General features: G+C 34.6%; 12 protein-coding genes. 5 read left to right on the forward strand and 7 right to left on the reverse strand.

The features are described from left to right. The first annotated feature begins 27 nt into the window (after positions 1–27). From ACI6PB_RS07015 to ACI6PB_RS07030, 4 genes are read left to right on the forward strand one after another with little or no spacing between them, the layout of a single operon-like run. Positions 28–900: an ABC transporter ATP-binding protein gene (locus tag ACI6PB_RS07015; protein WP_404327215.1), complete on the forward strand. Its 873-nt coding sequence runs from the start codon at positions 28–30 to the stop codon at positions 898–900. Further along, positions 893–1,654 carry an ABC transporter permease gene (locus tag ACI6PB_RS07020; RefSeq protein ID WP_025085490.1) on the forward strand — a complete coding sequence of 254 codons (762 nt, stop codon included), beginning with the start codon at positions 893–895 and terminating at the stop codon, positions 1,652–1,654. Before ACI6PB_RS07015 ends, ACI6PB_RS07020 begins: the two co-directional genes overlap by 8 nt. After that, on the forward strand, positions 1,651–2,769 hold the full coding sequence (locus ACI6PB_RS07025; protein WP_025085489.1) for a sensor histidine kinase: 1,119 nt from the start codon (positions 1,651–1,653) through the stop codon (positions 2,767–2,769). The genes ACI6PB_RS07020 and ACI6PB_RS07025 overlap by 4 nt, the downstream gene beginning before the upstream one ends. 2 nt (positions 2,770–2,771) lie before the next feature. Continuing rightward, positions 2,772–3,380: a DNA-binding response regulator gene (locus ACI6PB_RS07030; RefSeq protein ID WP_025085488.1), complete on the forward strand. Its 609-nt coding sequence runs from the start codon at positions 2,772–2,774 to the stop codon at positions 3,378–3,380. Positions 3,381–3,777: 397 nt separating this feature from the next. Here ACI6PB_RS07030 and ACI6PB_RS07035 read toward each other — a convergent pair whose 3' ends face one another. The 4 genes from ACI6PB_RS07035 to dnaE all read right to left on the reverse strand — a co-directional run bounded on the left by ACI6PB_RS07035 (position 3,778) and on the right by dnaE (position 10,924). After that, positions 3,778–4,584, reverse strand: a complete 807-nt coding sequence (locus tag ACI6PB_RS07035; RefSeq protein WP_025085487.1) for a DUF4931 domain-containing protein — start codon at positions 4,582–4,584, stop codon at positions 3,778–3,780. 119 nt (positions 4,585–4,703) lie between these two features. Continuing rightward, positions 4,704–6,473, reverse strand: coding sequence for a pyruvate kinase (gene pyk / locus ACI6PB_RS07040; protein ID WP_025085486.1), 1,770 nt, complete (start codon positions 6,471–6,473; stop codon positions 4,704–4,706). 63 nt (positions 6,474–6,536) lie between these two features. Further along, entirely contained in the window at positions 6,537–7,496 is a 960-nt protein-coding gene (gene pfkA / locus ACI6PB_RS07045; RefSeq protein ID WP_054642294.1) for a 6-phosphofructokinase, read from the reverse strand. Positions 7,497–7,600: 104 nt separating this feature from the next. Continuing rightward, positions 7,601–10,924: a DNA polymerase III subunit alpha gene (dnaE, locus tag ACI6PB_RS07050; RefSeq protein WP_309510902.1), complete on the reverse strand. Its 3,324-nt coding sequence runs from the start codon at positions 10,922–10,924 to the stop codon at positions 7,601–7,603. 93 nt (positions 10,925–11,017) lie between these two features. On the opposite strand from dnaE, the gene ACI6PB_RS07055 reads away from it, so the two are divergent. Then, positions 11,018–11,224 (forward strand): YjzD family protein, encoded by a 207-nt coding sequence (locus ACI6PB_RS07055; protein WP_082397480.1) that lies wholly within the window; start codon positions 11,018–11,020, stop codon positions 11,222–11,224. Positions 11,225–11,323: 99 nt separating this feature from the next. On the opposite strand, the gene ACI6PB_RS07060 is transcribed toward ACI6PB_RS07055, so the two are convergent. The 3 genes from ACI6PB_RS07060 to ACI6PB_RS07070 form a co-directional block, all read right to left on the reverse strand. Next, positions 11,324–12,067, reverse strand: coding sequence for a hypothetical protein (locus ACI6PB_RS07060; protein ID WP_056955710.1), 744 nt, complete (start codon positions 12,065–12,067; stop codon positions 11,324–11,326). Between the two features lie 64 nt (positions 12,068–12,131). Continuing rightward, complete coding sequence (gene rpmF / locus ACI6PB_RS07065; protein ID WP_025085314.1) at positions 12,132–12,314, reverse strand: 50S ribosomal protein L32; 183 nt, start codon at positions 12,312–12,314, stop codon at positions 12,132–12,134. Between the two features lie 87 nt (positions 12,315–12,401). After that, the gene (locus ACI6PB_RS07070) at positions 12,402–12,722 is read right to left on the reverse strand and encodes a lipopolysaccharide assembly protein LapA domain-containing protein (protein WP_025085313.1); all 321 of its coding nucleotides are present in this window, start codon (positions 12,720–12,722) and stop codon (positions 12,402–12,404) included. Positions 12,723–12,725 lie beyond the last annotated feature (3 nt).

Below are 12,725 nucleotides of genomic sequence, written 5' to 3' on the forward strand. Positions count from 1 at the left end.
ATTCAATTAAGAGATGAGGTTAATCATATGACTATTTTAGAAATTCAACATATAAACAAATCCTTTGGCAAAAAAGTTATTTTAAAAGATATCAATCTTCAAATTGAATCATCATCCATCATTGCCTTAGTTGGTGCAAATGGTGCCGGAAATACTACTTTAATCAATATTATTTTAAATCTAATTCCTCAAACCTCTGGTCAGATTAAATTTCTAACTAATGAAAATTGGAAACAAATTACCGGTGTTATGATGCAAGATAATATCGTATTGCATCGAATTACTGTTAAAGAAATTATTAGCCTAACCCGTAGTTATTTCGACAAACCACTTTCATACAAAGAACTCCTGAACATCTCTGGTCTAAATAATCATCAAAACAATCTAATGACTGGACTTTCCGGTGGTCAAAGGCGTCGATTGGCTTTTGCATTAGCATTAGCTGGTAATCCTGAAATACTTTTCCTTGATGAACCTACGGTCGGCATGGATAGCAACGCCCGAAATGAATTTTGGCAAGAAATTGATCGATTGAAAAAATCTGGTAAAACAATTTTTGTTACTAGCCATTACTTAGAAGAATTAGAAAACATTGCAGACCGATTCTTAATTTTACAGAACTCAACTATTGCCTTCGACGGTACAATCAAACAACTTCGTAGTCGTGAAGGCCAAAGTTTGGTTGAATTCGACAGTGAATTGAATCAAATTGACTTCGAAAATTTAGCAAATGTAATCTCAATCAATCTGATTGGACATCATTTTCAAATTATTACTAACGATGTTAATCAATTAATCACTGAACTAACACCTTACTTAAAAGCAATTGACAATTTACAAGTAAAACAAAGTACTTTGAACACGCTATTACTTAACTACAAGGAGAATAATCATGAATAAATTTATCTTTCAAACTAAAATCAACTTCAAACGTATAGTCCTCAGAAATAAAGCCTTCTTTTTCTTTGATATGTTACTACCAATCGTTTTTTATATCCTGTATACTAAAATTCTCGTAAGTAATGTGCCTGTTAGCTATCTCAAAGTTTGGAATAAAGACTATTTAGTTAGTATGATGATTTATGCCTGTATGTTAGGTGGGATTATCACTACAGCAAATACACTCTTAGAAGACCAAATGTCTAATTTCAAATTATTTGTCATGCTAAGTCCCCTTTCAAATTTTCAATACTATGGGTCCATGTCAATTGTTCTTATCACTTTGAATCTAGTATCCTCTATTGCACTTACTACAGTAGCAATGATCGTTAATCATGTCAGTATCTCAATCGGACTACTATTTGAATTAATTTCAATCAATCTTCTAGGTACCATATTATTAATTCTAATTGGTGTACTAATTTCATTTGCTAGAAAACCTAATACTGTTAATTTATTAACAAACTTGGTAGTATTTCCTTTGGCAATTCTAAGTGGATTATGGTGGCCCATTAATATCATGCCTACTTGGTTACAAAACATTGGTAAAGTAATGCCCACTTATCAATTATCCGTTATTGATAAAAATATTCTACATCAGACGACTCAACATATTGGTCCTTTTATTAATCTGTTGATTTGGTCCTTCATTATTTTCTTGATTCTATTTACAGTAAACAAAATTCAAAAAGAAAAAGGACTTGTTACGCAATGAAGAACTTCATACAGAGACAAATTTTATTCCCAAAAAGACTGGGCTTTATGCCCTACTTTTGGGTTTTTTCATTATTTCTTATGATAGCCCAGCTTTTGGCTCATGAGCCACATTTTAATTGGTGGCATTTAATTTTAATGATCATCTTTCTCAAATTTTATCGTGATGGCTACTGGATTAATCCCTATCTGTGGCTAGATCTTCTCGTACAATTGTCTATTGCCGTCTATTTTGTCATTTTATTTCCTGATGGTGGCGGTACGTTCTTCATTTACACTGCATGGGAAATTGGTTCATTACCGCTAAAATCTAAAAAATTCTTTCAATATTATGCTATGTTTCTAATAATTTCGCTAAGCTGCATTACATCATTCGTACTTTTTAGTCCAGTGATGAATAGTTATGGATTCATAGGTGTAATTATTACTTTAACTTTTACAATAGGTTCACCTCTTGCAGCCAGATCATTGGCCAACACTTATCGCCGTAACTATCAAACTAAGAAAAACAACAAACGTCTGGAATCCATTATTAAACAGAACGAACGTGACAGAATTGCCAAAGACTTACACGATAACATTGGTCAATCCTTTTCCATCATTACCCTCAAGGCTGAACTTGCTTCTAAATTAATCGATAAAGATCCTACAAAGGCTCAACAGCAGTTGCAAGATATTTCTAAAACCTCTCGTGAGGATTTGAATTTAGTTCGTAAAATAGTTGCCGATCTCAACGGAAAAACTATTGCCAGTGCCATGATTGAGGAAGAAAATAATTTACATGTTGCTGACATAAGGCAACATTCGGTCAACGAAGAAATATCAGCTGATTGGCCGAAAGCGGTTCAACACGTCTTATCTGCCATCATTAAAGAAGCTACTACAAATGTCATTCGGTACAGCAAAGCTAATATGATGAACCTCATCTTTGAGGAAGATCAAAACAACTACTTACTAAGAATTCAAGATGATGGAATAGGTTTCCAAAAGTCGAATAATCGTCAAACATTTGGTTTAACTGGCATGAAAACGCGTCTTAATAAAATTGATGGTAAAATTGAAATAGAATCCAAACACGGCGTGTTGATAAAAATATCTGTTCCAAAAGAGGAGTAATTATGACATCCATTTATATCGCTGAAGATCAAGAAATGCTTAACTCAGCTCTTTCCGCGATTCTTAATTTAGAAGATGATTTTACCGTTATCGGAAATGCGACCGAGGGACAAACAGCCCTTAAAGAAATAATTTCCTTAAAACCAGACGTAGCAATTCTAGATATTGAGATGCCTCAAATGACTGGTTTAGAGGTTGCTAAGGAACTTCGTTTAACAAAGCAGGATTTAAAAATCGTTATTCTTACAACCTTTGCTCGCAAAATCTATTTTGAACTGGCCGTAGCTGCTCAAGTGAATGCATATTTATTAAAAGATGGCCCTACCGATAAGCTAGTTGATACAATTCATAAGATTTTAGATGGTCAAACTATTTACGATTCAAATTTGGTCTCAACTATTTTAACAGCAGTCAAGAATCCCTTAACCCCTCAGGAATTGAAAATTATGAAGGAATTTTCTCAGGGAAAATCAACCCAAGAAATTGCCGACAGTGTTTTTCTCTCCAATGGAACAGTCAGAAATTACATTTCTTCCATTCTCAGTAAAACTGGTACCCACTCTCGGATTGAAGCTTTAAATATTGCTAAAAAGAACAATTGGATTGAATAGATTTAATTGTTCTTTATTTAGGGTTACATAACATTTTTACTCCGAAGCTAATATAAAAAAGTGATTCCTACTCAACTCTGGTTAAAGTGTGAATGTGTTTAATACGTAATTTTGTAAAGTAAAAACGACCTCTATTAAGAAATTCAAGTAAAGGATCTATCTTGAATACTTAATGGAAGTCGTTCTTTTGATTTAAAGCTTCTATATTCGTAGATTTAAAACACCAGATAATACTAGAACTAAGGACCAAGCGGTGGTAAAAATTTGTAGGCCTCATAGCTTGAAGTCGTATCCACCACGTTCCAGTGGACCATAGTTTTTTTGTGGACAACAGCATATTTCAAATATATTAGTTGGTATTAGTTACAACCAAGTTTAAAAAACCTTATCTTTTAATTTATTCTGGATTTTCAATTTCTGAACTATGAGCATTTTTTTGCAATCTTTGCAATAAAACAGCCGCAATACCTCTCACCTGCTTATCACCATCGCGTTGCGACAGACGATAACCTACAAAATATGGTGAAACTACATATCTAGCTTCAATTTTGCAAATGATCTTTTGTCCAATTTTATAGAAAAACAAATTGTAAGAGTCAAACTTACCACCATAAAGGTCATCCAAAACATATTTAACTGTTACACGTGTGAATTCAGCTAAATCATCAATGTATTTAGGATTATTGATAACTACATTGAATTCTACAAATCCCATGATTGGTTTTTCCGAAACATTAACATTAATGTGTTTTGAATTAAATACATTCATTCCAGTAAAATTTTCAGCTTCGATATGCTTATAACCATCAACTTTATCTAAACCTATCACTTGAAAATGTGGATGACGTAATGAGCCACCCGACATGGGGCCAAAATTCTTATACAACAAAACACTCTTGTATTTCTCACTCTGAATCATTTCATTCCAACAGTGATAAACAAATTCAAAAACTTCTCGATTCTTAGCAATTGAATAATTAGAAATATCACCATAATGATCACTTGATTCAATTAATACCGTCTGATTAGTATCCTTAAGAGTCTTAAATTTGTTTTCTAACCAAATCATATCACCCTTTTGTTCAATTATATTAGTTAAGTTTTCTCTATCACAGAAAGGACAATAATCCCTCTTCTTTTTAATATCTCGAGGCTTTCCTTTCGCCTGTTCGATCTCAAATACTAAAACATCTTTATTTGACAATTTTTCACCTCAGTATCTCTATTAATATGATATTACCGCAAACACAAAAAAACTGAAAGAAACTCGTCAGTTTCTTTCAGTCAATTTATGTTTTAAAACGTGTTTACTTCATTTAAAAATTAAAGTGAACGTGAAGCACCCTTGTATACAACACCACGTCTTGAATCAACAGTAACAGTGTCACCATCTTTAACAAGTGATGTAGCATTCTTAGCACCAACAACAACTGGTAGACCCATAGCAATACCAACAACGGCTGCATGTGATGTCAAACCACCGTTTTCAACAACAACGGCACTAGCTTTTTCAAGAGCTGGTAGGTAATCCTTGTCTGTCATCTTTGTAACAAGAATGTCGCCTTCGTTAACCTTCTTGTTAGCTTCTTCAGCTGAGTTAGCAACTACAACGTTACCAACAACTGATTCTTCACCAACACCTTGGCCTTTAACCAATGTTGATCCAATTAGTTGAACCTTCATTAAGTTAGTTGTACCACTTTCACCAACAGGAACACCGGCAACAACAAGAATCAAGTCACCTTCCTTAGCAAAGCCAAGTTCTTGAGCTTTCTTAGCAGCTAAGTCAAACATTTCATCAGTGTTTTCTGGCTTGTCAACAACAACTGGATCAACACCCCAGTTAACTGTCAAACCACGTTGTGTAGTTTCATCAAATGTTAGAGCTAGGATGTCAGCACTTGGACGGTATTTAGAAATCATACGTGCAGTGTAACCTGACTTAGTAGCTGTAACGATTGTATTGATGTTTAGTTCTTCAGCAGTTCTAACAACTGATTCACCGATTGATTCTGTAACGTTTGAACCCTTGTAATCTTCGAAACGTTGGATTGCAAGTGAGTTATTCTTGTCTAATTGTTGTTCTGTACGTTCGTCGATACGAGCCATAGCAGCAACAGCTTCAACAGGGTAGTCACCATTAGCACTTTCACCTGAAAGCATTGTAGCATCTGTACCATCAAGAACAGAGTTAGCAACATCAGTAACTTCAGCACGTGTAGGACGTGGGTTTTCTTGCATTGAATCAAGCATTTGTGTAGCTGTGATAACTGGTTTGCCAAGAGCATTACACTTCTTGATCAAAGCCTTTTGAACGAATGGTACGTTTTCAAATGGAATTTCAACACCCATATCACCACGGGCAACCATCAAACCATCTGAAACTTTAAGGATAGAATCGATATTATCGATACCTTCTTGTGATTCGATCTTAGGGAAGATTTGTACGTATTCACAGTGTTTTTCTTCAAGGATTGCACGAATATCTAGGACATCTTGAGCTTTACGAACGAATGAAGCTGAGATGAAGTTAATACCTTGTTCCAAACCAAAACGAATATCATCTGAATCTTTTTCTGTGATACCTGGTAGACGAACTTCAACACCAGGAGCATTGATACTCTTTCTTGAACCGATCATACCGTCATTTTGAACAACAGTAACCAATTCACGGTTCTTGTCATCTTTTTCAGTAATCTTCAAGTCAACAAGACCATCATCGATCAATACGTGACCACCAACATGTGTATCATCATATAGACCAGGATATGTAGAAGCAATCTTTTCTGGAGTACCTGTTAATGAGTCATCCATTGAGATACGGATTGTTTGACCAATCTTAGCTTCAAACTTGTTACCTTCTTGAACAGTAGTACGGATTTCAGCACCTTTAGTATCAAGAACGATACCTACAGTTTTACCTGTAATCTTTTCAGCTTCGTGTACCATTTCCATACGAGCTTTATGTTCTGGGTGATCACCATGTGAGAAGTTGAAACGGAAGATGTTAGCTCCGGCTTCAATCAACTTAACGATTGTGTCAACATCGTTACTGGCAGGTCCAAGTGTACTTACAATTTTAGTTCTTTTCATCGAGAATCCCCTTTTCTTGTTTTCATCGTTTATTGTAACAAATTAAAACGTTATATGCTTAAATTATCTGCTTAAAGATTCATTTAAGTCATATAGTGATAAATCAGGTTTGTGCTTGCTATCGAACAAATCAAGAATGTCATGAGAAGTAATCTTGTTGTTTTCGATACCAACAGCAAGACCACCCTTGCCGTCAAGAAGCAAATCAACAGCATAAGCACCCATCTTACTTGCTAAGACACGATCCTTAACTGTTGGTGAACCACCACGTTGTACATGTCCTAAAACAGTAGCACGTGAATCAAAATCACCATATTTATCTAATTCCTTCTTGAAGTCATCAGCATGCATAACACCTTCGGCCAAAACAATAATCATGTTCTTGTTACCGTTTTGACGGCCTTCTTTAACTTCTTCAGCAATTTCCTTGATGTCAAAATCACGTTCTGGAACGATAATCTTTTGAGCACCACCGGCAACACCAGCCCAAAGAGCCACGTCACCAGCACCTCTACCCATTACTTCAACAATAAATGTTCTTTCATGGGAGCTAGCAGTATCATGCAACTTATCAATGGCATCAACAGCAGTAGATACAGCTGTATCAAAACCAATTGTAAAGTCAGTAAATGGAATATCATTATCAATTGTTCCTGGTAGACCAATTGCGTTGTAACCATGCTCTGTTAAACGCAATGCACCATGGTAAGAACCATCTCCACCAATAACAACTAATGCATCAATTCCAAATTTCTTTAATTGCTCAATACCCTTGAGTTGACCTTCTACGTTAGCAAATTCAGGATATCTTGCAGAATACAAGAATGTACCACCACGTTGAATACGGTCAGATACGTCTTCGCTTGTTAGTGGGAAAATATCACCAGCAACCAAACCAGCATATCCATAATTGATACCAAACACTTCAAGCCCTTTATCAATGGCTCTACGTGTGACTGCTCTAATAGCAGCGTTCATACCAGGGGCATCTCCACCACTGGTTAAAATACCAATACGCTTCATTTGTTCACACTCCAAAATTATTTGTTTCTAAAACAAAACCTAATCAAATATAACATTTTTATAGGTTACTTTGTAGAGCTGAAAACGTTTTTTAAGCAAATTTGTTAGTCTTTTTTTAAGAAAACACTCTTTTCGCCTAAGAAATCTTTCAATTGACTCTGCACATTATTATTAAAGCTTATCCAACGATTAGATTTCAATAGTAATGCTTGCTTCTTCTTTTCCCGATAAATAATGACTGGCATTTTTCCAGGATAATGTTCGATCAAACGATATAATTTCTCCAAATTATCAGGTGTATCAAGGCTTTTTGTAACCCGAAGATAAAGTTTTTCACTTGGTAATTGAACCGTATATTGTTTAGGATCACTTAGTCGATCAGCGATAAACTCTAAGTCACCTCGTTGACCTACATTACTGTGACCATCGAACAAGAAAATTTTACCATCTAATTCCATATTTTCAATCCTTTGAAAAACTTTAGGAAAAATTGTTACTGAGATGCTACCGGACTCGTCCTCAATTGTCATAAAGCACATTCTTTGACCTTTTTTAGTTCGAATAACTCGTAAATTTTTAATTAATCCCAAAATTTTTACAGAAATATTTTGAATCATTTTCAGTTCAGATATTTTTTTTGTGGAAATATTTAATAACTTACTACGGTATCGCTCAACTGGATGTCCTGAAACATAAACACCCAAATATTCTTTTTCCTGGTTCAATCTTTCCGTCAAGGTAAAATCATCGACTTCATGTTTTTTGGGATCCAAGACATCGAACAATGACAGATTACTACCTGCCAATTGAATGCTTTCAATTAAATCTCGAAAATCATATAGTAATTCCTTGCGATTCTTATTGAATGAATCAAAAGCCCCTGCTAAGATCAAAGGTTCCAAATAATCATTCTTGACGAATCTCGGATCTATTCGTTGTAAAAAATTTAAAGCGCTCGTAAACGGCCCATTCTTTTCTCTTTGTTCAACAATTGACTGAGCCAAATCACGACGCATTCCTTTGACGCTTAATAGACCGAACCGAATCGCTTTATTAGTCGAACTAAACTCATAGGAGCTCTGATTGATGTCAACATTTAAAATTTTAATTTGTTGATCTTTGGCATCCTGCACATAGGTCGAAACTTTATTCTCATTATTTAAATTAGAATTCAGCAAACAAGCAAAAAAAGCATCTGCAAAGTGAACCTTGATATAGGCTAACCAAAAAGCAATCATTGAATAAGCAACCGCATGTGATTTATTAAAACCGTAGTTACCAAACTTCTCAATATATTGATAAACCTTTTCAGCTGACTCTTTGCTGTGCCCTTGACCAATAGCACCGTTAATAAATTTTTGTCGGTTCTCTTCAATTAACTTCTCATTCTTTTTACTAATAGCTCGACGCAAGATATCCGCATCTGCCAGCGAGAAATTAGCCATTTGTGACGATGCTTGCATAACTTGCTCTTGATACACCAAAATACCATAAGTTGGTCGCAATAAATCTTCCAAAGATTTATCTGGATAAGTTACTGGTTCTTGACCATGCTTTCTTGCAATGAATGTAGCAATGTTTTGCATCGGACCTGGACGATACAGTGCATTAGTTGCCACAATATCATCAAAACTAGTCGGTACAAGCCTTCTTAAGACACTTCTAATACCATCTGATTCAAACTGGAAAACTCCGTCAGTAGCGCCTCTTTGGAATAATTTTAATGTTTTAGGATCATTTAACGGTATCTTCTCTGGAATAAATTCTCGACCATAATCGCGTGAAATTATTTGAATGGCTTTATCTAGAATGGTCAAATTCTTTAAGCCTAAGAAATCCATCTTCAACAATCCAACACTTTCAACGTTATTCTTAGTCTGCTGGGTTAAATTGATACCATCGTCTTCTAGTTGAACGGCCACAATATCGGTCATCTTTTTCTTACTTAAAACGATTCCTGCAGCATGCTTGGAATAATGACGTGGAATACCTTCGATTCGTTTAGCCACTTGATAGATCAACTCATTTTCACGTGAATTATTGACCAAGTTTCTCAAAGCACTGGATTCATCAAAAGATTCTTGCAAAGTTATATTTAATTTTTTAGGAATGGCATTCGACCACTGTGACATTTGAAATTGTGTTTGACTAAAAGTCCTAGCAATATCACGTAACGCCATCTTAGCAGCCAAAGTTCCAAATGTGATGATCTGTGCCATATGGTCGGAACCATACTTGTCATGCATATACATAACCATCTCATCACGTCGATTATCTGGTAAATCCAAATCGATATCCGGCATATTCACTCGTTGAGGATTCAAAAATCGTTCAAAAAGCAAATCATACTTAATTGGATCAACTTGAGTAATTCCCAAACAATACGAGACTAACGAACCTGCTGCCGAACCACGTCCAGGTCCTGTTTTAATTCCAACTTCATGGGCATGTTTAATAACATCCCAAACAATCAAGAAGTAATCGGAAAAGCCCATTTTATCAATGACACCAAGTTCATAATCTAATCTTTGAACATATTCTTTAGGAATCTGGCCTACTAGACGTTTATTCAAACCTCTTTGTGTCAATTCCGTTAGGAATTGTATTGAAGACTTTCCATCAGGCGTTTCAAATTCAGGTAATTCTGTCTCTTTAAATTCAATCTCAACATTACACTGATCAGCAATATAACCGGTATTTTCTACCGCATCTGTCATATCAACTTCCGAAAAATCAGACATAAAATCAGTTGCTGGACGTAAATAATGATCTCCAGTTTCCACAACTTGCTCCAAATTGTCGAAATGCTGCCCTGTACGCAAATAATTGACTACCTGGTAAGCTAGATGGTCGTCAGCTTTAATATAGCGTACATCGCCTAAGGCTGCCATTTTAAGGCCATTCAATTTAGATACATCTTTAATAACTCGGACATTATCAAGCTGCTCAGAATAAATTCCTACTCCCAAATAAAGTGCTTCTTTATCAATTAATTCCAATAACTTTTGGATATAATCTCTTTTATCGTCGATTGCAATAATTTCTGCACCACTTGCCGGAGTAATCACAAAAACGTCCTTCAGGTATAACTCTAAAGTTGTTAAATCCAATGACTCTTTAGCCGACATGACCATTGAAGAGATTTTAATAAGATTTTGATAGCCACTATTATTTCTTGCCAACAGAATCAGAGGATAACTATTTTGGTTATCAATCAACCCCTGCGTTTCAACTGTTAAGCCAATAATAGGTTTGATACCGGCTTTACGAGCATATTTATAAAAATCTATCGAACCATATAAATTATTAATATCTGTTAAAGCAATAGCTTTATAACCTAGTTTCTTAGCTTGATCGACTATTTCGGTCAATTTGGCCGGACTATGTAATAAACTATAACTACTAATGACTTGTAATTGGGCTTGCAATTTACCGCCCCCTTTGTTTAAAATTATATCAAAATCAAGCAGAAGTTTATTGGGTAAAAATCCATTTTGTGCTAAACTACTTGAGAAAGTGAGATGGAAGAAATGAGATATATTGCTGTAATTTTCTGGTCAATCATGTTGGGACAAGTTGCCGGTTTTATAGGTGGTGCCCTAAACCAACAAACTTACAATACAAATTATTCTATCATTGTTAGTATAGTATTCGCTGTCATCTTCAGTGTAATTCCATTGATGCTCGACAGTTCTGTTAAGGAAACAAAGACCGAAAAAAACGCTTAATTCAGTTTAAGCGTTTTTTTGTGCTTTTAAAACTTCTAAAATGTAACTAAAAAACTTCAACTCAATTTTCAGAGTTGAAGTTTTTATTTTATAAGTAAATTAATACTTAGTAATGTACATATAGAAATCTTTAGTCGTCAAATTAATATTATAATTAATTCCCTTAGAAGTGATTGGATTCATTGAAGTTTTAGTAGAATTCTTATCAGCATTTTTAGTTTGCTTAGCAAAATCCTTTAAAACTTTTTTACCATCAGCTCCCAATAACTTGGAAACAATCATCAAATCTGTAGCGAAGTTCTTTTGGCCAGTCTTAGATTTGAGATCTTTATAAGAGAACTTTGTTGCAATTCCCATTAATTGGTTATTTTGAACGTTGTAATACCACTTCGTTCCATCATTCTTCTTATGCGTAATAATTCCATTTTTAGAAATTAATTGCAATTGATCATTTTGTTGTCCTAATGATAGCAATGTATAATTATACGACTGCGCAAAAGTCAAGTAATCTTCAAGTGCCTTAGCTTTTTTCACTTTAACTAACTTAGTCTCTGTCTTATTACCATTATTACCATTAACAGCTTTGATTCTTACATTCTGATCACTTGCTGAAACAGGTACAGAGATAGCAAAATGTCCACCGTCTACAGCTACTTTCTTAGTTTCGCCATTAATTGTATAAGTCAGCTTCTTATAATTATTAGCCTGACCCTTAACCACAGCAACTAAACCATCTGCACTATATGACTTCTTAGTCGTTGATAAACTTAATTTTGAACACCCTGAGAGCATTAAAAAGAATAGCGGAATAACCAACAACAATAAATACTTTAATCTTCTCATAGTTGTTTCCCCATCTAATTAAAAATATTAAAAAAAAGCCAAGACCAATTGACTTGACTTTTAATTAAGCTTCTTTGTTATCACTGATAACTTTTTCACCTTTATACATACCTGATGGTGAAACGTGATGACTTAAACGATATTCACCAGTAGCAACGTCGAATTGCATGTTTGGTGTGTTCAATTTAATATGTGCACGTCTTTGACGTTTTCTTTGTTTTGATGATTTTCTCTTTGGAACTGCCATATTTAAAAACTCCTTTATTTATATTACTTAATCAAATCTAACGTTTAATATAATACTATCATAAAAACATTAGAGCAAGCAAAAATCCTATTTTGTTTGCTTTTTTGCATTATTTTCCTTTAAAGCGTCCGCAATTTGGTTATCATGTGACACTTTTACGTTGGAAATTTGTTTTTGTGCATGACGATTAAGTTTATTTTCTTTCTTATTTCCTGTATTAGCTAAAAGCAATGTGATCACTGCTCCCAAAAGTAATGAGACAATAATCAAAATAATTAATGGTAACTTCACTCTTGTAAAACCAAAACTGACTGTAACTGGATCTACATTCAACACAGCAAAGATTACCACAATCAAAGCTATAACTAATCCAATGACGAATCTTGATTGTTTACCATTGTTACTCATTTT

Source organism: Companilactobacillus paralimentarius (genome assembly GCF_963227125.1).
Lineage (GTDB): Bacteria > Bacillota > Bacilli > Lactobacillales > Lactobacillaceae > Companilactobacillus > Companilactobacillus paralimentarius.